This window comes from Streptomyces sp. Qhu_M48, assembly GCF_051305195.1.
Classification (GTDB): domain Bacteria; phylum Actinomycetota; class Actinomycetes; order Streptomycetales; family Streptomycetaceae; genus Streptomyces.
In genome coordinates this window covers 5702801-5724116 of record NZ_CP195432.1, presented here as the reverse complement: position 1 = coordinate 5724116, position 21316 = coordinate 5702801, and the positions used below count along the sequence as shown (strand labels likewise).

The window sequence follows — 21316 nt, the reverse complement described above, 5'->3', positions numbered from 1 at the left end:
CCGCCGACCGGGAGCGGGCCCCGGGCCCTTCGCGCGTCACAGCAGCGACGCGCCTCCGCGGGAAGATCGGGGTCGGTAGGAATGCAACACGGCAAGTACCGTTTCATCGTGGGGTTCCTGGCGGCCCCCCTCGCGCTCTACGCGCTCTTCGTCATCTGGCCCTTCATCCAGTCCATCTACTACTCGTTCACGGACTGGACCGGACTGAGTCCCGAATTCGGGATGGTCGGATTCGACAACTACAGCAGAATGCTGGACGACGAGGTCTTCTGGAAGTCGGTCCAGCACAGCCTGACCTTCGCGGTGGTACTGCCACTGGTGACCGTGGGACTCGCGCTGTTCTTCGCCTTCATGCTCAATGTCGGCGGTCGGCGCCGTAAGGGCGCGGCCATCGCGGGTGTGCGCGGATCGTCTTTCTACAAGATCGTCTATTTCTTCCCGCAGGTGCTGTCGATCGCGATCGTGGCGCTGCTCTTCCAGTTCGCCTACAACCCGAACAGCGGAGCGATCAATTCCGTTTTGAAGGGGGTCGGTCTCGGCAGCGTCCAGCCCGACTGGCTCGGCGACCCGGACCTCGCCCTCATCTGTGTGATGGCGGTACTCGTCTGGTCCACCGTCGGATTCTTCGTCGTCCTCTTCTCGGCCGGCATGGCGTCCATTCCGAGGGACTTCTACGAGGCGGCGCTGCTCGACGGCGCGAACCGGTTCACCACGTTCTTCAAGATCACCCTGCCGCTGCTCTGGGACACCGTGCAGTCGGGCTGGATCTACATGGGCATCCTCGCGCTCGGCGCGGAGTCCTTCGCCGTCGTCCAGATCATGACCGTCGGCCCCAACGGCGGCGGGCCCGACTACTCGACCATCGTCCTTCCGCTGTACGTGTACCAGAAGGCGTTCCGGGACGGTCAGGCCGCCTACGCCACGACCATCGGCGTCGCGCTCCTCCTCGTCACGCTGGCCTTCGCGGCCGTCGTGATGAAGGTGGGCCGGCGCGAGCGGCTGGAGTTCTGATGAAGACGACCGACACTGCCACCGTCGAGACCCCCGGCTCCCCGGGCGGCCCCGGGCCCACGGTCACCAAGGCGACCGTCGCCCCGTCCCGCAAGGAGCCGAAGAAGGAGGGCGCGACCCTCAACGTCTTCTCGCACGGCGTCCTGATCATCTGGGCGATCATGGTCGTCACGCCGCTGCTCTGGGCGGTCATGACCTCGTTCAAGACCGACCGGGCGATCTTCACCTCCCCGTGGTCGCTGCCCGACAAGCTGCACTTCGAGAACTGGTCGCGCGCCTGGACCGAGGCGCACATGAGCGACTACTTCCTGAACACGATCCTGGTGGTCGGCGGCTCCCTCTTCGGTACCCTGCTGTTCGGCTCGATGGCGGCCTACGTCCTGGCCCGCTTCGACTTCCCGGGCAACCGGTTCATCTACTTCCTCTTCATCGGAGGGATGAGCTTCCCGATCATCCTGGCGCTCGTGCCGCTGTTCTACGTCATGCAGAACATGGCCCTGCTCAACACGCTGCACGGCCTGATCCTCGTGTACATCGCGTACTCGCTGCCGTTCACCGTCTTCTTCCTCACCGCCTTCTTCCGCACCCTGCCGAGCTCGGTGGCGGAAGCGGCCTTCGTCGACGGCGCCTCGCACACCCGGACCTTCTTCCAGGTGATGCTGCCGATGGCGAAGCCGGGCCTCATCAGCGTCGGCATCTTCAACTTCCTCGGCCAGTGGAACCAGTACCTGCTGCCGACCGTGCTCAACACCGAGCCGGAGAAGAAGGTGCTCTCGCAGGGTCTCGTCCAGCTCGCCGTCAGCCAGGGCTACAAGGGCGACTGGTCGGGGCTCTTCGCCGGCCTCGTGATGGCGATGCTCCCGGTGCTCGCCGCGTACATCATCTTCCAGCGGCAGGTGGTGGCCGGTCTGACCGCCGGCGCCGTGAAGTGACCCCCGGGCCCCGCAGGGCCCCTCCCGCATCCTCCGAAGGGCCCCCGGCGCACCGCGCGCCGGGGGCCTTTCCGCGGTCCCCGACCTCCGGCGACGACGGCCGGTCCGTGCCTCCCGGCGCCGGGTGCCGGGGCCCGGCGGCACCGTGTGACACCCACCTCCGCCTCTCAAGGTCTTGACGGGGAGCAAGCCGAAAGCGTCCCCTTAGAGTTCACATGTTGGAGAAAACGGTGGGAGTGAGTGAGTCGATGGAGACTCCGGGGTCGCAGACGTCTCTGCACAGGGCCAATCTCGAACGGGTCGTCCGGGCGGTGCGCATGGCCGGCTCGCTCACCCAGGCGGAGATCGCCCGGGCGACGGGCCTCTCCGCCGCGACGGTCTCCAACATCGTCCGGGAGCTGAAGGACGGCGGCACCGTCGACGTCACGCCGACCTCGGCGGGCGGTCGCAGGGCCCGCAGCGTCTCGCTCTCCGGTGACGCCGGGATCGTGATCGGCGTGGACTTCGGCCACACCCACCTCCGGGTCGCCGTCGGCAACCTCGCCCACCAGGTGCTCGCCGAGGAGGCCGAGCCGCTCGACGTGGACGCCTCCGCCGCCGAGGGGTTCGACCGGGCGGAACAGCTGGTCAAGCGGCTGATCCTCGCCACCGGGATCGGCCCGGACAAGGTGATCGGCGTCGGGCTCGGCGTCCCCGGCCCCATCGACGTCTCCTCCGGGACCCTCGGGTCGACCTCGATCCTGCCGGGCTGGAGCGGGATCAACCCGGCCGAGGAGCTCTCCGGCCGCCTCGGCGTCCCCGTGCACGTCGACAACGACGCCAACCTCGGCGCGCTCGGCGAGCTGGTCTGGGGCAGCGGGCGGGGCGTCAAGGACCTGGCGTACATCAAGGTGGCCAGCGGCGTCGGCGCCGGCCTCGTCATCGACGGGCGGGTCTACCGGGGCCCCGGCGGGACCGCGGGCGAGATCGGGCACATCACGCTCGACGAGTCGGGTCCCGTCTGCCGCTGCGGCAACCGGGGCTGCCTGGAGACCTTCACCGCGGCCCGCTACGTCCTGCCGCTGCTCCAGCCGAGCCACGAGCCCGATCTGACCATGGAACGGGTCGTCCAGCTGGCCCGGGAGGGCGACCCCGGCTGCCGCCGGGTGATCGCCGACGTCGGCCGCCACATCGGCAGCGGCATCGCCAACCTCTGCAACCTCCTGAACCCCAGCCGGGTGGTGCTCGGCGGCGACCTCGCGGAGGCCGGTGAGCTGGTCCTGGCGCCCATCAGGGACTCCGTCTCGCGGTACGCGATCCCCAGTGCCGCCCGGCAGCTCTCGCTGGCCCAGGGGGCCCTGGGCGGCCGCGCGGAGGTGCTCGGCGCCCTGGCCCTCGTACTGAGCGAAATGGGCGATTCGACCCTGTTGGAGAGTGCGCTGCCGACGGCCGCGCCCACCTCTCGGCTTGCCTTCACTTAGATAACGAACACCACCGTTGTCATCTCGTTAAGAATTTACTTCTTGACGGCAACGTTGCGGCCGAGTTGACTTCGTGCCACCTCGGCCGCAACGTCGCGGCCTCGTCAGGGAGGCAACCCCAAATGAACGCAGTGACGCGTCGTGCCGTCATAGCCACGGCCGCGGTGTCGATGGCCCTCTCGCTCGCCGCCTGTGGCCAGGCCGGCGGCGACGACAGCGCAGACAAGGGCAGCTCGACCAAGATCGGCCTGCTCCTTCCGGAGAACAAGACCTCGCGCTACGAGGCCCTGGACAAGCCCCAGTTCGAGAAGGCCGTCAAGGCCGCCTGCGGCGAGTGCGAGGTCGTGTACAACAACGCGGTCTCCGACGTCGTCAAGCAGAAGCAGCAGTTCGACCAGCTGATCGCCGACGGCATCAAGGTCATCGCCCTCGACCCGGTCGACGCCACCAAGGCCGAGGCCTGGGTCAAGGACGCCAAGGCCAAGGGCGTCAAGGTCGTCGCGTACGACCGTGCCGTCGCCGGCGCCGACGCCTACGTCAGCCACGACAACAACAAGGTCGGCGAGCTCCAGGGCCAGGCCCTCCTCGCCGCCCTCGGCGGCAAGGCCGCCACCGCCAACGTCGTGATGATCAACGGCGACGAGAAGGACCCGAACGCCGGGCTGTTCAAGAAGGGCGCCCACACCGCCCTCGACGGCAAGGTCGGCAAGATCGCCTACGAGGCCTCCGGCGAGTGGGACCCGAAGGTCGCGGGCGAGAAGATGTCCGCCGCGATCTCCTCGCTCGGCAAGGACAAGATCAACGCGGTCTACTCCGCCAACGACGGCATGGCCGGCGGCATCATCACCTCCCTCGAGAACGCCGGTATCAAGAACATCCCGGTCGGCGGCCAGGACGCCGAGGTCGCGGGCGTCCAGCGGATCATCGCCGGTACGCAGACCTTCACCATCTACAAGTCGCCGCTGCAGCTGGCCCCCGAGGCCGCCAAGTTCGCGGTGAACCTGCTCCAGGGCAAGGAGCTCGGCGCCCAGGGCGCGACCGACGGCGTGCCGTCGACGCTCTTCCCGCCGGTCGTGGTCGACAAGACCAACATCCAGACCACGGTGGTCAAGGACGGCATCTACAAGGCCGCCGACCTCTGCACCGCGGACCTCGCCGCCAAGTGCACCGAGCTGGGCGTCAAGTAACCCCGACCGCACCACCCCGGGCCCCCTGAGGGGGCCCGGACCACGGATCCCGCCACCGGCCCGCGCGTACAGAGGGTGAACCCCGTACGGCCGCCCGGGGTGGCAGCCCAGGAGGGCGACCACCCCCGTACGACCGCCCGGCGCCCGGATCCGTCCCCCTTGCCCGTCCGGCCCCCGGCCGACCCAGACCCCGCTGTCGGTCCGGGGGCCGGACGAGCTCAGCCCCCCTCGAACTTTGGCGCTGCCCGGCGGCGCGACATGCCGCCGCCCGCGGGCGGCGAAGGAGTTGGTTCACGTGTCCCAGACGCCCGTGCTGGCGTTGCGCGGGATCTTCAAGCGATTCGGAGCGGTCCAGGTCCTCTCCGGTGTCGATCTCGAAGTCCACGCAGGAGAGGTCGTCGCGCTCGTCGGCGACAACGGAGCGGGAAAGTCCACGCTCGTCAAGACGATCGCCGGTGTGCACCCCATCGACGAGGGCGTCATCGAGTGGGAGGGCGAGCAGGTCGAGATCCAGCGCCCGCACGACTCCCAGAACCTCGGTGTCGCGACCGTCTACCAGGACCTCGCGCTCTGCGACAACCTCGACGTCGTCGCCAACCTGTTCCTCGGCCGCGAGATCAAGAAGGGCGGCGTCCTCGACGAGGTCGCCATGGAGAAGCGGGCCAAGGACCTGCTCTCCACCCTCTCCATCCGCATCCCCAGCGTCCGCATCCCCGTCGCCGCCCTCTCCGGCGGCCAGCGGCAGGTCGTCGCCATCGCGCGCGCCCTGGTCGGCGACCCCAAGATCGTGATCCTGGACGAGCCGACCGCCGCCCTCGGCGTCGAGCAGACCGCCCAGGTCCTCGACCTGGTCGAGCGGCTGCGCGAGCAGGGCCTCGGCGTCATCCTCATCAGCCACAACATGGCCGACGTGAAGGCCGTCGCCGACACCGTGGCCGTGCTCCGCCTCGGCCGCAACAACGGCACCTTCCCGGTCGCCACCACCACGCACGAAGAGATCATCGCCGCGATCACCGGTGCCACGGACAACGCCGTGACCCGCCGCCAGGCCCGCAACGCGGAGGTAGCGAAGTGAGCAACACCCCTCCCACCGCGAGCGACGAGGCAGCGGTGCCCGAGCCGCGCACCCCGGACGGGACCGCGGACGAGCAGGCCCCGGTGACCGAGACCCCGGCCGCCGCCGCGATCCCCGCCGTCGACCCCCGCCTCCTCGTGCGCGAGCAGGGCTTCAAGGGGTACGTCGAGGAGTTCAAGCGCAAGATCCGCTCCGGTGAGATCGGCTCGCTGCCCGTCGTGGTCGGCCTGATCGTCATCGGCATCGTCTTCCAGGCCCTCACCGGCAACTTCATCACCTCGTACAACCTCGACCAGATCACGCTGTACGCGGTCGGCCCCGGCATCATGGCCGTCGGCATCGTCTTCGTGCTGCTCCTCGGCGAGATCGACCTCGCCGTCGGCTCCGTCGCCGGTCTGGCCGGCGCGGTCTGGGGCGTCCTCGGCACCGACATGCCCGACGGCCTCGCCATCCTCCTCGGCATCCTGTCCGGCACCCTGCTCGGTGCCTTCCACGGTCTGGTCTTCGCCAAGATCGGCGTGCCCGCCTTCGTCGTCACCCTCGCCGGCTTCCTCGGCTGGGCCGGTCTCCAGACGTGGGTGATGGGGGACAAGTCCACCATCCCGACGCCGATCGGCAGCTTCGTCGGCGACCTCACGAAGTACTACTTCTCCGACGTCGCGGCCGCCTACGGCCTCGCCGTGGCCGTCGTCGCCGCCTTCTACCTGGCCCAGCTGCGCGACGCGCGCCGCCGCAGGTCCGCCGAGCTGCCGCACCGCCCGCAGAGCGAGATCATCCTGCGCACCGCCGTCCTCGCGGTCCTGGTCCTCGTCGCCGCCTACGGCTTCAACCAGGAGCAGGGCCTGCCGCTCTCCCTGGTGATCTTCCTGGTGATCCTGCTGGTCACCGACTTCGTGCTGCGCCGCACCACCTACGGCCGCCAGGTCTTCGCCGTCGGCGGTGGCATCGAGGCGGCCCGCCGCGCCGGCATCAACGTCTCGTGGATCCGGATCTCGGTCTTCATGATCTCCGGCACCATGGGCGCGATCGGCGGTCTGTTCCTCGCCTCCGCGACCGGCGGCGCCGACCGCTCCCTCGGCGGCGGCAACCAGCTGATGATGTGCATCGCCGCCGCGGTCATCGGCGGTACGTCCCTGTTCGGCGGACGCGGCAAGGTCTGGTCGGCGCTCCTGGGCATCCTGGTCATCCAGTCGATCGTCCAGGGCCTCAACCAGATGAACCTGTCCTCGAACGCGATCCAGTACATGATCACCGGAGCCGTCCTGCTCATCGCCGTGATCATCGACTCGGTCTCCCGCAAGACGCAGAAGACGGCAGGACGTGCCTAGGGCCTGTCTGACTAGGGACCCCGTCCCGCGCGCGTAACGCTCGCCACACCGCCCGGCGCCGTGAAACCGGCGCCGGGCACTGTCGCGTCCGGAGCAGTGTGCGAGCGCGCACGGAGTCGTACAGATCATCGACTTGTAGGCCGTGAGGGTGACGCCTCACCCCCCGGCCCGATGCCCACGATCCAAGACGGAACATTAGACTCGACAAATCGGCAAGCTCGACCAGCTCAAAGCAAGGAGGCACGGGTGGCTCTGCTGACCCGTATCAGGGGACCGCGAGATCTGGACCGGCTCTCCCCGGAACAGCTGGATCAGCTGGCCGACGAGATCAGGACGTTCCTCGTGGACGCCGTCTCCAAGACCGGCGGGCACCTCGGGCCCAACCTCGGCGTGGTCGAACTGACCATCGCCCTGCACCGCGTGTTCGACTCCCCGAAGGACCGGGTCCTCTGGGACACCGGCCACCAGAGCTACGTCCACAAGCTGCTCACGGGCCGCCAGGACTTCTCGAAGCTAAAGATGAGGGGCGGCCTCTCCGGCTACCCCTCGCAGGCCGAGTCCGAGCACGACGTCATCGAGAACTCGCACGCCTCCACGGTCCTCGGCTGGGCCGACGGCCTCGCCAAGGCCAACGAGGTCCTGAAGAAGGACGACCACGTCGTCGCCGTCATCGGCGACGGGGCGCTCACCGGCGGCATGGCCTGGGAGGCGCTCAACAACATCGCCGCCGCCAAGGACCGCCCGCTCGTCATCGTCGTCAACGACAACGAGCGCTCCTACGCGCCGACCATCGGCGGCCTCGCCAACCACCTGGCGACCCTGCGCACCACCGACGGCTACGAGCGCTTCCTCGCCCGCGGCAAGGACCTCCTGGAGCGCACCCCCGTCGTCGGGAAGCCGCTCTACGAGACCCTGCACGGCGCCAAGAAGGGCCTCAAGGACTTCATCGCCCCGCAGGGCATGTTCGAGGACCTCGGCCTCAAGTACGTCGGCCCCATCGACGGCCACGACATCGAGGCCCTGGAGTCCGCCCTGACGCGCGCCAAGCGGTTCGGCGGCCCCGTGATCGTCCACTGCCTCACGGAGAAGGGCCGCGGCTACCAGCCGGCCCTCCAGGACGAGGCCGACCGCTTCCACGCCGTCGGCAAGATCCACCCCGACACCGGCCTGCCCATCGCCTCCTCCGGCGCCGACTGGACCTCGGTCTTCGGCGAGGAGATGGTGAAGCTCGGCAAGGAGCGCGCGGACATCGTCGCCATCACGGCGGCCATGCTCCAGCCCGTCGGCCTCGACAAGTTCGCCAAGGCCTTCCCCGAGCGGGTCTTCGACGTCGGCATCGCCGAGCAGCACGCCGCGGTCTCCGCCGCCGGCCTGGCCACCGGTGGTCTGCACCCCGTCTTCGCGGTTTACGCGACCTTCCTCAACCGCGCCTTCGACCAGGTCCTGATGGACGTGGCGCTGCACAAGTGCGGCGTCACCTTCGTCCTGGACCGCGCCGGTGTCACCGGCACCGACGGTGCCTCCCACAACGGCATGTGGGACATGTCGATCCTCCAGGTCGTGCCCGGCCTGCGGCTCGCCGCCCCGCGCGACGCCGACCAGGTCCGCGCCCAGCTGCGCGAGGCCGTCGAGGTCACCGACGCCCCCACCGTGGTCCGTTTCTCCAAGGGCGCCGTCGGCCCCGCCGTACCGGCCCTGCGACGCGTGGGCGGCATGGACGTGCTCCGCGAGCCCGGCTCGGACCGGCCCGACGTCCTCCTGGTCTCCGTGGGCGCCCTGGCGCCCATGTGCCTGGAGATCGCCGACCTGCTCGACCGGCACGGCATCTCCACCACCGTCGTCGACCCCCGCTGGGTCAAGCCCGTCGACGAGGCCCTGGCCCCGCTCGCCGAGCGCCACCGGGTCGTCGTCACCGTCGAGGACAACAGCCGCGTCGGCGGTGTCGGCTCCGCCGTCGCCCAGGCGCTCCGCGACGCGGGCGTGGACGTGCCGCTGCGCGACTTCGGCATCCCGCCGCGCTTCCTCGACCACGCCTCGCGCGGCGAGGTCCTGGCTGAGATCGGCCTGACCGCCCCGGACATCGCCCGCCAGGTCACCGGTCTGGTCTCGCGTCTGGACGGCCGTTTCGAGAGCAGCGCGCAGGCCGTGGAGCCCGCCCGCGACTGACCCCGCCCCCCGCGGCGCCGGTGACCGTGCGTCACCTTTGGGCCGGTCGGCTCACCCTCCCGGGTGCCGACCGGCCCTTTCGCGTGCATTCTGACCCTGTGTGGGCAGGCGTATCACAGCCGCCCGACCGCGGTGGCTGAGAGCGACCGAGGGTTCAGGCACGGCGCGGAGGTACCAAAGTGAGTACGGACCAGCAGCCACGGGCGAACTCCGGAGTGTTCCGGACCAAGTCGGTCGAGCAGTCGATCCGGGACACGGAGGAACCGGAGCACGCGCTCCGGAAGTCCCTGTCCGCCTGGGATCTGACGGTGTTCGGCGTCGGCGTCATCATCGGCACCGGCATCTTCGTCCTCACGGGCAAGGTGGCCAAGGAGAACGCGGGCCCGGCGACGGCCCTGGCCTTCGTCGCGGCCGGCATCGTCTGCGCCCTCGCCGCCCTCTGCTACGCCGAGTTCGCCTCGACGGTGCCGGTGGCGGGATCGGCGTACACCTTCGCGTACGCCTCCATCGGCGAGCTGCCCGCCTGGATCATCGGCTGGGACCTCGTCCTGGAGTTCGCGCTCGGCACGGCGGTGGTCGCGGTCGGCTGGTCCGGCTACGTCCGCTCACTCATGGACAACGCCGACTGGCATCTGCCGGCGGCGCTCGAAGGCCCGGACGCGGCCGGAGGCACCTTCGACATCCTGGCCTTCCTGCTCGTCCTGGTCCTCACCGTGGTCCTCGTCCTGGGCATGAAGCTCTCCGCCCGGATCACCGCCGTCGTCGTGGCGATCAAGGTGACCGTGGTGATGATCGTGATCGTCGCCGGTCTCTTCTTCATCGTCGGCGACAACTACAAGCCCTTCATCCCGCCGGCCGTCACCCCCGAGGGCGGCGGCTCCAACTGGGACTCCCCGCTCGTCCAGCTGCTCTTCGGGTACGAGCCGACCAACTTCGGCGTCATGGGGATCTTCACCGCCGCCTCGGTCGTCTTCTTCGCCTTCATCGGCTTCGACGTGGTGGCCACCGCCGCCGAGGAGACCAAGCTCCCGCAGCGGGACATGCCCCGGGGCATCCTCGGCTCGCTCCTCATCTGCACCGTGCTCTACGTGGCCGTGGCACTCGTCGTCACCGGCATGCAGCACTACTCGGAGCTCTCCGTGAGCGCCCCGCTCGCCGACGCCTTCAAAGCCGCCGGCCACCCCTTCTACGCCGGCGTGATCAGCTTCGGCGCCGCCGTCGGCCTCACCACGGTCTGTCTGATCCTGCTCCTCGGCCAGACCCGCGTCTTCTTCGCGATGAGCCGCGACGGCCTGCTGCCGCGCTTCTTCTCCGTCACGCACCCCAAGTACAAGACCCCGTACCGCCCGACGATCCTGCTCGGCGTGGTCATCGCGATCGTCGCCGGCTTCACCAGCATCAACGAACTCGCGACCCTGGTGAACATCGGCACGCTCTTCGCCTTCGTCGTGGTGGCCGTCGGCGTCATGGTGCTCCGCCGCACCCGCCCCGACCTGCCGCGCGCCTTCCGCACCCCCTGGGTGCCGGTGCTGCCGATCATCTCGATCGCGGCCTCGTTCTGGCTGATGCTCAACCTGCCCGGGGAGACCTGGTTCCGGTTCGCGGTGTGGATGGCGATCGGCATCGTCGTGTACTTCCTGTACGGGCGCGGTCACAGCCGGCTCGGACGGCGGAGCCAGGGCGCACCGTACTGAGCGGGTGATCCCGCAGGCGCGGAAGGGAGCGTTCGGGAGGGCGGCTACAGTCGGCTCGTACCCGAACTCCTTCCGACGACCGGAGTGCTGGATCCCCCCATGGCGAATCGATCCCAGGCCCCCGCCGACCGTTCTCACGGCTCCTCCACCGCCCCCCTGCTCCAGGGCGCCTGGCTGACCAGAGGGGAGGAGGGACGGTTCAGTGCCTACCTTCCCCGGGACGGAGAGGTGGTGCGCTGGACCGAGGAGCCCGACGGCCGCTGGAGCGGGCCCGTCTCGCTCGGTGGCGACGGTCTGACGCCGTTCCTCGCGGTCGGCCAGGGCGCCGACCGCTACGTCCACCTCGTCGGTCTGCGGCCCACGACCGGCGGCGAGGGGCACGTCGAGCTGGTGCACAGCGTCCAGTTCCAGACGGGCCGCCCCGCGGTCGCCTGGCGCTCCATCGGGCACTCCAACGGCAAGGGGCCGTGGACCGGCAACCCGGCCGTCGCGGTGGACGCCCAGGGGCGCGTGTACGCCTTCGTGCGGAACGGGGGCGGCGGCCTCAGCGTGCGGGCCCAGAAGGACGCCGGCGGCTGGCACCCCTGGTGGGACCTGCACGGCTGGGGCACCGACCCCTCCCCGGTCGCCGTCTGCAACGGCGAGGGGCGCGTGGAGCTCCTCACGGCCACCGACAAGGGCCTGCTGCGCTACGTGCAGGAGGAGTCGGGCGGCCGCCCCGTCCGCAAGGACGTCCTGCCCGCCGAGGTCGCCTTCGGCACCCTCGCGGCGGTCACCGGCCCGTCCGGGCACGTGACGCTGTTCTACGTCGACAAGGCGGGACAGGTACGGGCCTGGTCGCCCGGGCGCGACCTGGAGCCGACCCCGCTCGGCAAGGCGGTCGGCACCGGACGGCTCGCCGCCACCCGCTGTCTCATCGACGGCCACGACTGCACGGTCCTGGCCCAGCAGTCGGCCGACGGCCGGCTCGCCCTCGCCGCCTACCCGAGCGAGCGGGAGGCGGAGGGCATCGAGTGGTCGGAGACCGGGGAGCCGCGGGGCGACCTCGACACCGTCCTCACCCGCGGGCTCGACGGGCGCCTGGTCGCCGCGTCCCTGGTCGGCGGGGCCCGGCTGATCACCACCCGCCAGAAGGCGTCCGCCGAAGGCCTGCTCCTGGAGGGCTGGCGCTCCATAGGGTGACCCGCGCGCCCCTGGAACGACGGAACGGCCCCGACACCTGGAGAAGGTGCCGGGGCCGTACGCGTACGCCCTGGGGTTACGCCGGGACGCTCGCCACGCCCTGCGCCAGGAAACGCTTGCCGTTGACGCGCTCGGAGACGCCCTCACGGTCCAGGTACGGCGTGATGCCGCCCAGGTGGAAGGGCCAGCCCGCGCCCGTGATCAGGCAGAGGTCGATGTCCTGCGCCTCGGCGACGACACCCTCCTCCAGCATCAGGCCGATCTCCTGCGCCACCGCGTCCAGGACGCGGTCGCGGACCTGCTCCTCGGTCAGGACGGAGTCGCCCTGGACGAGGAGGGCGGCGACCTCCGGGTCGAGCTCCGGCTTGAAGCCGTTCTCGGCGTTGTAGACGTAGAAGCCGCGCTTGCCGGCCTCGACGACCGCCTTCAGGTTGGGGGAGACGGTGAAGCGGTCCGGGAAGGAACGGTTCAGGGTCTCGGAGACGTGCAGGCCGATCGCCGGGCCGACGAGCTCCAGCAGCACCAGCGGCGACATCGGCAGACCGAGCGGCTCGATGGCCTTCTCGGCCGTCTCGACCGAGGTGCCCTCGTCGATGACGTTCTGGATCTCGCCCATGAAGCGGGTCAGGATGCGGTTCACGACGAACGCCGGGGCGTCCTTGGTGAGGACCGCGGTCTTCTTCAGCTTCTTGGCGACACCGAACGCGGTGGCCAGCGAGGCGTCGTCCGTCTTCTCGCCGCGGACGATCTCCAGGAGCGGGAGGATCGCGACCGGGTTGAAGAAGTGGAAGCCGACCACGCGCTCCGGGTGCTGGAGCTTGGAGGCCATCTCCGAGACGGAGAGCGACGAGGTGTTGGTGGCGAGGATCGCGTGCGCCGGGGCGACCGCCTCGACCTCCGCGAACACCTTCTGCTTGACCGACATCTCCTCGAACACGGCCTCGATGATGAAGTCCGCGTCCGCGAAGCCCACGGCCTTGTCCAGGACGCCGGAGACCAGGCCCTTGAGGCGGTTGGCCTTGTCCTGGTTGATGCGGCCCTTGCCGAGCAGCTTCTCGATCTCGCCGTGGACGTAGCCCACGCCCTTGTCGACGCGCTCCTGGTCGATGTCGGTCAGGACGACCGGCACCTCCAGGCGGCGCAGGAAGAGCAGGGCCAGCTGGGAGGCCATCAGACCGGCGCCGACGACGCCGACCTTGGTGACCGGGCGGGCCAGCGACTTGTCCGGGGCTCCGGCGGGGCGCTTGCCGCGCTTCTGCACCAGGTTGAAGGCGTAGATGCCGGAGCGCAGCTCGCCGCCCATGATCAGGTCCGCGAGGGCCTGGTCCTCGGCGTCGAAGCCCTTCTGCAGGTCCCCGTCCTTGGCGGCCTCGATGATGTCGAGGGCGCGGTAGGCGGCCGGGGCGGCGCCGTGCACCTTGGAGTCGGCGACGAGGCGGCCCTTGGCGACGGCCTGGTCCCAGCCCTCGCCGCGGTCGATCTCGGGACGCTCGACGGTCACGGAGCCGTTGAGGACGGAGGCCGTCCAGATCAGCGACTGCTCCAGGAAGTCGGCGCCCTCGAACAGCGCGTCGGCGATGCCGAGCTCGAAGACCTGCGCGCCCTTGAGCTGGCGGTTCTGGTTCAGCGAGTTCTCGATGATGACCGAGACGGCCTTCTCCGCGCCGATCAGGTTCGGCAGGATGGCGCAGCCGCCCCAGCCGGGCACCAGACCGAGGAAGACCTCGGGCAGCGAGAAGGCCGGCAGGGCCTTCGACACGGTGCGGTAGGTGCAGTGCAGACCGACCTCGACACCGCCGCCCATGGCCGCGCCGTTGTAGTACGCGAAGGTCGGGACGGCGAGCGCGGACAGCCGCTTGAAGACGTCGTGGCCGCCCTTGCCGATGGCGAGCGCCTCGTCGTGCTTCCTCAGGAGCTCGACGCCCTTGAGGTCGGCGCCGACGGCGAAGATGAACGGCTTGCCGGTGAGGCCGACGCCGACGATCTCACCGTTCGCGGCCTCGGCCTCGACCTGGTCGATCGCCGTGTTCAGGTTGGCGAGCGACTGCGGGCCGAAGGTGGTCGGCTTGGTGTGGTCGAAGCCGTTGTCCAGCGTGATCAGGGCGAACCGGCCCGCACCCGCGGGCAGTTCGAAGTGCCGTACGTGGGCGCTGGTGACGACCTCGTCCGGGAAGAGCTCGGCGGCGCCCTTCAGAAGCTCGGCGGTGGTGCTCACTTGCCCTCCCAGTGGGGGTTTTCCCAGATGACCGTCGCGCCCATGCCGAAGCCGACGCACATGGTGTTGAGGCCGTAGCGGACCTGCGGGTTCTCCTCGAACTGGCGGGCCAGCTGCGTCATCAGACGGACGCCGGAGGAGGCGAGCGGGTGGCCGTAGGCGATGGCGCCGCCGTACTGGTTGACGCGGGCGTCGTCGTCGGCGATGCCGTAGTGCTCGAGGAACGCGAGGACCTGGACCGCGAAGGCCTCGTTGATCTCGAAGAGGCCGATGTCCTCGATGGACAGACCGGCCTGGGCGAGGGCCTTCTCGGTGGCCGGGATCGGGCCGTAGCCCATGACCTCGGGCTCGACTCCGGCGAAGGAGTACGAGACGAGGCGCATCTTGACCGGGAGGTCGTTCTCGCGCGCGAAGTCCTCGGAGGCGATGATCGAGGCGGTGGCGCCGTCGTTGAGACCGGCCGCGTTGCCCGCGGTCACGTTGCCGTGGACGCGGAACGGCGTCTTCAGGTTGGCCAGCGACTCCAGGGTGGTGCCCGGGCGCATCGGCTCGTCGGCGGTGACCAGGCCCCAGCCGGTCTCGCCGGCCTCGGCGTTGGTGCGGCGCACCGAGATCGGGACCAGGTCCGCCTGGATCTTGCCGTCGGCGTACGCCTTGGCGGCCTTCTCCTGCGAGCGCACGGCGTACTCGTCGGCGCGTCGCTTGGTGATGCTCGGGTAGCGGTCGTGCAGGTTCTCGGCGGTCATGCCCATGAAGAGGGCGGACTCGTCGACGAGCTTCTCCGACACGAAACGCGGGTTCGGGTCGACGCCCTCACCCATGGGGTGGCGGCCCATGTGCTCGACGCCACCGGCGATGACGGCGTCGTAGGCGCCGAAGGCGATCGAACCGGCGACCGAGGTGACGGCGGTCAGCGCGCCGGCGCACATGCGGTCGATGGAGTAGCCCGGCACCGACTGCGGCAGCCCGGCGAGGATGCCCGCCGTACGGCCGAGGGTCAGACCCTGGTCACCGATCTGCGTGGTCGCGGCGATGGCGACCTCGTCGATCTTCGCGGGGTCCAGGCCGGGGTTGCGGCGCAGCAGCTCCCGGATGGCCTTGACGACGAGGTCGTCGGCGCGGGTCTCGTGGTAGATGCCCTTCGGGCCCGCCTTGCCGAACGGGGTGCGGACGCCGTCGACGAAGACGACGTCCCTGACGGTACGAGGCACGATGGCTCTCCTCCAGGGTGCGGGATGGCACTGCTGCCGCACACGCCTAAGCGTGCGCTTGCTCCGTCCATGCTACTTGTGGGTAACCAGGCTGCCCAGCCCCTGGGGCGCAAGCGGCGAAGGTCACACCCGGAACTCTGCCGGATACGACCCCGATCGACCCGGATGCGCTCCGGACATGACCGGGCCCCCGGCACATGGCGTCGTGTCGGGGGCCCCGGAACGGTCGCGCGGGGGTCACGCGGTGGCGGCGAGCGCCTCCACCAGCAGCGGGGTCACGAGACCGACCTGCCAGGGGCGGGCGCCGTGGCCCGTCAGGGCGGCGGCGACGCCGTCCGCGTCCGCAGGGGACGGCGGCTCCCAGCAGACCCGGCGCACGGTGTCCGGGGTGATCAGGTTCTCCTGCGGCAGGTTCAGCTCCTCGGCGAGCGCCGAGACCGCCGCACGCGCCGCCGAGAGGCGGGCCGCCGCGACCGGGTCCTTGTCCGCCCACGCGCGCGGCGGGGGCGGGCCGGCGACCTGCTGGCCCGGCTGGGGCAGCTCGCTCTCCGGCAGGGCCCTGGCCCGGTCCACCGCCGCCTGCCACTGCTCCAGCTGGCGGCGGCCCATCCGGTGCCCGAAGCCGGGCAGCGCGGTGAGCGCGGTCAGGTTCACCGGCACCGCGAGCGAGGCCTCCACGATCGCCGCGTCGCTCAGCACCTTGCCGGGGGAGACGTCCCGCCGCTGGGCGACCGCGTCACGGGCCGTCCACAGCTCCCGTACGACCGCCATCTGGCGACGGCGCCGCACCTTGTGCATGCCGGAGGTGCGCCGCCACGGGTCCTTGCGCGGCGGGGCGGGCGGGGCGGAGGCGATCGCGTCGAACTCCTGGTGCGCCCACTCCAGCTTGCCCTGCCGGTCCAGCTCCTTCTCCAGGGCGTCCCGCAGGTCGACGAGGAGCTCCACGTCGAGGGCCGCGTACCGCAGCCAGGGCTCGGGCAGCGGCCGGGTGGACCAGTCGACGGCGGAGTGGCCCTTCTCCAGGGCGTAGCCGAGGACGGACTCGACCATCGCGCCGAGGCCGACGCGCGGGAAGCCCGCGAGGCGGCCGGCCAGCTCGGTGTCGAACAGCGAGGTCGGCAGCATGCCTATGTCACGCAGGCACGGGAGGTCCTGGGTCGCGGCGTGCAGGATCCACTCGGTCCCGGCGAGCGCGTCGCCGAGTCCCGAGAGGTCGGGGCAGCCCACCGGGTCGATCAGCGCGGTGCCCGCGCCCTCACGACGGAGCTGTACGAGGTAGGCGCGCTGTCCGTAGCGGTAGCCGGAGGCGCGCTCGGCGTCCACGGCGACGGGGCCGCTGCCCGCGGCGAAGGCGGCGATCACCTCGGCGAGGGCGTCCTCGGTCTCGACGACGGGCGGAATCCCCTCGCGGGGCTCCAGCAACGGGATCGGAAGCCCATTCGCAGGGACATCGTCGTCCGGGGGGCCGCCCCCGGTGGTGCGCAGTGCTGTGTCTGCTGCGGTCTCTTGGGCGTCGGTCACCCGTCAAGGGTATCGGTGAACGGCCGACGCCTGTCGACGGAACGTTCCGTCGACAGGCGCGGGCTTCTCGTCCAGCGATCCGTCAGTGGATGATCCCCGTCCGCAGGGCCACCGCGACCATGCCGGCGCGGTCGCCGGTGCCCAGCTTGCGGGCGATGCGGGCGAGGTGGCTCTTCACGGTCAGGGCCGAGAGGCCCATGGAGACGCCGATCGCCTTGTTCGACTGGCCCTCCGCGACGAGCCGGAGCACCTCGACCTCACGGCCGGAGAGCTCGCGGTAGCCGCCCGGGTGGCTCGGGGTACCCGGGGGGCGGCGGTGGCCGAGACGGGAGGCCGCGGCGCCGATGGGGGCGGCGCCGGGCCGGGTCGGGTGACCGATGTTGGTACGGGTTCCGGTCACTACATAGCCCTTCACGCCGCCCGCCAGGGCGTTGCGTACGGCGCCGATGTCATCGGCGGCCGAGAGGGCGAGGCCGTTGGGCCAGCCCGCGGCGCGGGTTTCGGACAGCAGGGTCAGGCCGCTGCCGTCGGGCAGGTGGACGTCGGCAACGCAGATGTCGCGCGGGTTGCCGACGCGGGGACGTGCCTCCGCGATGGACGAAGCCTCGATCACGTCACGTACTCCGAGGGCCCACAGGTGGCGGGTCACGGTGGAACGGACGCGCGGGTCGGCCACGACGACCATGGCCGTCGGCTTGTTCGGGCGGTAGGCGACCAGGCTTGCGGGCTGCTCGAGGAGAACGGACACCAGGCCTCCTGGGGGGGAAGGATGCGGGACGGGGCCGGCTCGGGGAAGAAGCCGGGGGCGAACCCGTGCGGTGAAGGGGTCACTGAATCCTTCGGCAACTGGGCCGCCCGCCTTTAGGGAAAGATCACGATTTGGTGAGTAACAATTAGGGCAATTCGGACGCGTGATCGATCATCCTACGAGCGGGCCCCGCTCCGTCACCCCCACGAGGGAGTGGCCGAACCCCCCGGCGGACACGCCCCGGGAATGGCTTGATCTCGCCCCCAGGCCGTGCCGTCGGCCCCTCAGGCCTGCTGCGGACCCCGTCGCTGGGGCAACGAGACGACCCCCGCGCCCGACACCGTCCCCGCCGCCCCGCCCGCCGGATCGGCCGGCGCGGGCGGCAGTCCCGCGATCTGGCAGAGGAGATCGCACCAGGCCGCCAGGTGCGCCCCCGTGTCCGGCACCCCGCCCAGCGCCTCGCGCGGCGTCCAGGACGCCCGGATCTCGATCTGCGTCGCCGGCCTGCGGTCCGCGAGGCCGCCGAAGTAGTGCGAGCCCGCCATCGTGACGGTCCCGCTCGCCTCCCCGTACGCCAGGCCCCGGGCCTCCATGGCCCCGGTCAGCCAGGACCAGCACACCTCCGGCAGCAGCGGATCCGCCGCCATCTCCGGCTCCAGCTCCGCCCGGACCAGGGTCACCAGGCGGAACGTGCCCTTCCAGGCCTCGTGGCCGTCCGGATCGTGCAGCAGCACCAGACGTCCGTCCGCCAGGTCCTCCTCGCCGTCCACGACGGCCGCCTCCACCGCGTACGCGTACGGGGCGAGGCGCTGCGGGGGCCTCGTCGGGTCGATCTCGATCTCGGGTCGCAGCCGCGCCGAGCGCAACGCCTCCACCGCCCGCCGGAACACGGGGGGTACCGGGTTCGCCTCCGTACTGTCCGCCGTTTCGTCCGTCCCTCGATCGCCGTCGGAATGATCGGAAAAATGTCCCTGAGCCGCAGCCATGCGGGGAAGAGTAGGCGGAACGGGGCCTCCGTGCGGGGAGGGACACCCTGCCCGGACGAGCGGCTTCCCGCCACATGCGAAGATTCTGGGCGTGAGTGCCAACGACAGCCCGCAGGGCCAGCAGACGAAGCAGCAGTCGCGGACGCACGACTCCGCGTTCCTCAAGGCATGCCGGCGTGAGCCCGTGCCGCACACCCCCGTCTGGTTCATGCGGCAGGCCGGGCGCTCGCTCCCCGAGTACCTCAAGGTGCGCGAGGGCATCCCCATGCTCGAGTCGTGCATGCGGCCCGAGCTGGTCACCGAGATCACGCTCCAGCCGGTCCGCCGCCACAAGGTCGACGCCGCCATCTACTTCAGCGACATCGTCGTCCCCCTCAAGGCCATCGGCATCGACCTCGACATCAAGCCCGGCGTCGGCCCGGTCGTCGCGGACCCGATCCGCACCCGCGCCGACCTGGCCCGGCTGCGCGACCTGACCCCCGAGGACGTCCACTACGTCACCGAGGCCATCGGCATGCTCACCGGCGAGCTGGGCGACACCCCGCTCATCGGCTTCGCCGGCGCGCCTTTCACCCTCGCGAGCTACCTCGTCGAGGGCGGCCCGTCGCGCAACCACGAGCACACCAAGGCGCTCATGTACGGCGACCCGCAGCTCTGGGCCGACCTGCTCGACCGTCTCGCCGAGATCACCTCGGCCTTCCTCAAGGTCCAGATCGAGGCCGGCGCCTCCGCCGTCCAGCTCTTCGACTCCTGGGTCGGCGCCCTCGCCCCGGCCGACTACCGCCGCTCGGTGATGCCCGCCTCCGTGAAGGTGTTCGACGCGGTCGCCGGATACGGCGTCCCGCGCATCCACTTCGGTGTCGGTACGGGCGAGCTGCTCGGCCTCATGGGCGAGGCCGGCGCGGACGTCGTCGGCGTCGACTGGCGCGTTCCGCTCGACGAGGCCGCCCGCCGTGTCGGCCCCGGCAAGGCGCTCCAGGGCAACCTGGACCCGGCCGTGCTCTTCGCCTCGCCGGAGGTCGTCGAGGCCAAGGCGGACGAGGTCCTGGCCGCCGCGAAGGGCCTGGAGGGACACGTCTTCAACCTGGGCCACGGCGTCATGCCGTCGATGGACCCGGACGCCCTGACCCGTCTCGTCGAGTACGTCCACACCAGGACGGCCGTCTGACGGTCACCCCCGCCCGGCCGACGCCTCCGCCCCACCGGGCGGAGGCGCCGTCGTCTCAGCCCGCCGCGCGGACCGCCGCCGTCGCCTTGCGGGCCGCGACCAGGACCGGGTCCCACACCGGCGAGAACGGCGGCGCGTACCCCAGGTCCAGGGCCGTCATCGCCTCCACCGTCATCCCCGCCGTCAGCGCCACGGCTGCGATGTCCACCCGCTTCCCCGCGCCCTCCCGGCCCACGATCTGCACCCCGAGCAGCCGCCCCGTACGCCGCTCGGCCAGCATCTTCACCGTCATCGGCGCGGCCCCCGGGTAGTACCCAGCGCGGCTCGTCGACTCCACGGTCACCGTCACGTACCGCAGGCCCACCTCCCGGGCGTCCTTCTCCCGCAGACCCGTCCGCGCGAGTTCCAGGTCGCACACCTTCGACACCGCCGTGCCCACCACCCCCGGGAACGTCGCGTAGCCGCCGCCGACGTTCGACCCGATGACCTGACCGTGCTTGTTCGCGTGGGTGCCCAGCGGCACGTACCGCTCGCGGCCCGAGACCAGGTCCAGGACCTCCACGCAGTCGCCGCCCGCCCAGATGTTCGCGTGGCCCCGGACCCGCATCGCCAGATCGGTGAGCAGCCCGCCGTACGTGCCGAGGGGCAGCCCCGCCGCCCGCGCGAGCGAGGTCTCCGGCACCACCCCCATGCCGAGGACCACCACGTCCGCCGGATACTCCGCCTCGTCCGTCGCCACGGCCCGGACCCGGCCGTCCTCGCCCGTCAGGATCTTCGTGACCTCCGCGGAGGCGACCGTCGTGATGCCCAGGCCGTCCATCGCCCGGTGCACGAGCCGGCCCATGTCCGGGTCCAGGGTCGCCATCGGCTGCTCGCCCCGGTGCAGGACCGTCACCTCGTAGCCCCGGTTCAGCAGCGCCTCGGCCATCTCCACACCGATGTAGCCCGCGCCGACGACGACGGCCCGCCGCCCGGCCGACCCCTCCAGCGAGTCGAGCAGCGCCTGCCCGTCGTCCAGGGTCTGCACCCCGTGCACCCCCGGCGCGTCGATCCCCGGCAACGCCGGGCGCTTCGGCCGGGCCCCCGTCGCGATCACCAGCTTGTCGAAGCCCGTCCAGGCCTCCGTACCCGCCTCCAGGTCCCGCGAGAGGACCCGCTGACCCGGCACGTCGATCGCGGTCACCTCCGTCCGCATCCGCAGATCGATGGCGCGCTCGCGGTGTTCCTCGGGGGAGCGCGCGATCAGCTCGTCGCGGGTGGCGACGTCACCGCCGACCCAGTACGGGATGCCGCAGGCCGAGTACGAGGAGAAGTGACCGCGCTCGAACGCGACGATCTCCAACTCCCCGGGCCCCTTGAGCCTGCGCGCCTGCGACGCGGCGGACATCCCCGCCGCGTCACCACCGATGACCACCAGTCGTTCGCTCATGGG

General features: G+C 70.9%; 16 protein-coding genes. 10 read left to right on the top strand and 6 right to left on the bottom strand.

The genetic code is table 11. The features are described 5' to 3' along the window. The first annotated feature begins 81 nt into the window (after positions 1–81). The 9 genes from ACRRSS_RS25900 (at position 82) to ACRRSS_RS25860 (ending at position 12035) form a co-directional block, all read left to right on the top strand. A complete protein-coding gene (locus ACRRSS_RS25900; protein ID WP_435973512.1) occupies positions 82–1011 on the top strand; it encodes a carbohydrate ABC transporter permease in 930 nt (309 codons plus the stop codon). Beyond that, positions 1011–1943 carry a carbohydrate ABC transporter permease gene (locus tag ACRRSS_RS25895; RefSeq protein ID WP_435973511.1) on the top strand — a complete coding sequence of 311 codons (933 nt, stop codon included), beginning with the start codon at positions 1011–1013 and terminating at the stop codon, positions 1941–1943. The genes ACRRSS_RS25900 and ACRRSS_RS25895 overlap by 1 nt, the downstream gene beginning before the upstream one ends. Positions 1944–2191: 248 nt before the next feature. Then, positions 2192–3403: an ROK family transcriptional regulator gene (locus ACRRSS_RS25890; RefSeq protein WP_435973510.1), complete on the top strand. Its 1212-nt coding sequence runs from the start codon at positions 2192–2194 to the stop codon at positions 3401–3403. Positions 3404–3525: 122 nt separating this feature from the next. Then, positions 3526–4590: a sugar ABC transporter substrate-binding protein gene (locus tag ACRRSS_RS25885; RefSeq protein WP_435973509.1), complete on the top strand. Its 1065-nt coding sequence runs from the start codon at positions 3526–3528 to the stop codon at positions 4588–4590. A gap of 286 nt (positions 4591–4876) precedes the next feature. After that, complete coding sequence (locus ACRRSS_RS25880; protein ID WP_167348157.1) at positions 4877–5665, top strand: ATP-binding cassette domain-containing protein; 789 nt, start codon at positions 4877–4879, stop codon at positions 5663–5665. Next, positions 5662–6993, top strand: a complete 1332-nt coding sequence (locus tag ACRRSS_RS25875; protein ID WP_435973508.1) for a sugar ABC transporter permease — start codon at positions 5662–5664, stop codon at positions 6991–6993. The genes ACRRSS_RS25880 and ACRRSS_RS25875 overlap by 4 nt, the downstream gene beginning before the upstream one ends. A 246-nt stretch (positions 6994–7239) precedes the next feature. Further along, positions 7240–9159, top strand: coding sequence for a 1-deoxy-D-xylulose-5-phosphate synthase (gene dxs, locus ACRRSS_RS25870; protein WP_435973507.1), 1920 nt, complete (start codon positions 7240–7242; stop codon positions 9157–9159). 215 nt (positions 9160–9374) lie between these two features. Further along, complete coding sequence (locus tag ACRRSS_RS25865) at positions 9375–10853, top strand: amino acid permease (RefSeq protein WP_435975423.1); 1479 nt, start codon at positions 9375–9377, stop codon at positions 10851–10853. Positions 10854–10952: 99 nt separating this feature from the next. Beyond that, positions 10953–12035, top strand: a complete 1083-nt coding sequence (locus ACRRSS_RS25860; protein ID WP_435973506.1) for a hypothetical protein — start codon at positions 10953–10955, stop codon at positions 12033–12035. A 76-nt stretch (positions 12036–12111) separates the two neighbouring features. On the opposite strand, the gene ACRRSS_RS25855 is transcribed toward ACRRSS_RS25860, so the two are convergent. The 5 genes from ACRRSS_RS25855 to ACRRSS_RS25835 all read right to left on the bottom strand — a co-directional run bounded on the left by ACRRSS_RS25855 (position 12112) and on the right by ACRRSS_RS25835 (position 18716). Continuing rightward, a complete protein-coding gene (locus ACRRSS_RS25855; protein WP_435973505.1) occupies positions 12112–14250 on the bottom strand; it encodes a 3-hydroxyacyl-CoA dehydrogenase NAD-binding domain-containing protein in 2139 nt (712 codons plus the stop codon). Next, complete coding sequence (locus ACRRSS_RS25850; protein ID WP_435973504.1) at positions 14247–15461, bottom strand: thiolase family protein; 1215 nt, start codon at positions 15459–15461, stop codon at positions 14247–14249. The genes ACRRSS_RS25855 and ACRRSS_RS25850 overlap by 4 nt, the downstream gene beginning before the upstream one ends. A 237-nt stretch (positions 15462–15698) precedes the next feature. After that, positions 15699–16982, bottom strand: coding sequence for an HRDC domain-containing protein (locus ACRRSS_RS25845; protein ID WP_435973503.1), 1284 nt, complete (start codon positions 16980–16982; stop codon positions 15699–15701). Positions 16983–17064: 82 nt separating this feature from the next. Further along, the gene (locus ACRRSS_RS25840) at positions 17065–17730 is read right to left on the bottom strand and encodes a LuxR C-terminal-related transcriptional regulator (protein WP_435973502.1); all 666 of its coding nucleotides are present in this window, start codon (positions 17728–17730) and stop codon (positions 17065–17067) included. A gap of 284 nt (positions 17731–18014) precedes the next feature. Further along, the gene (locus ACRRSS_RS25835) at positions 18015–18716 is read right to left on the bottom strand and encodes a DUF3000 domain-containing protein (protein WP_435973501.1); all 702 of its coding nucleotides are present in this window, start codon (positions 18714–18716) and stop codon (positions 18015–18017) included. 91 nt (positions 18717–18807) lie between these two features. On the opposite strand from ACRRSS_RS25835, the gene hemE reads away from it, so the two are divergent. Further along, a complete protein-coding gene (gene hemE, locus ACRRSS_RS25830) occupies positions 18808–19884 on the top strand; it encodes a uroporphyrinogen decarboxylase (RefSeq protein WP_435973500.1) in 1077 nt (358 codons plus the stop codon). Between the two features lie 55 nt (positions 19885–19939). Here the strand turns inward: hemE and ACRRSS_RS25825 are convergent, their stop codons facing one another. Then, positions 19940–21313, bottom strand: coding sequence for an FAD-dependent oxidoreductase (locus ACRRSS_RS25825; RefSeq protein WP_435973499.1), 1374 nt, complete (start codon positions 21311–21313; stop codon positions 19940–19942). Between the last annotated feature and the right edge of the window lie 3 nt (positions 21314–21316).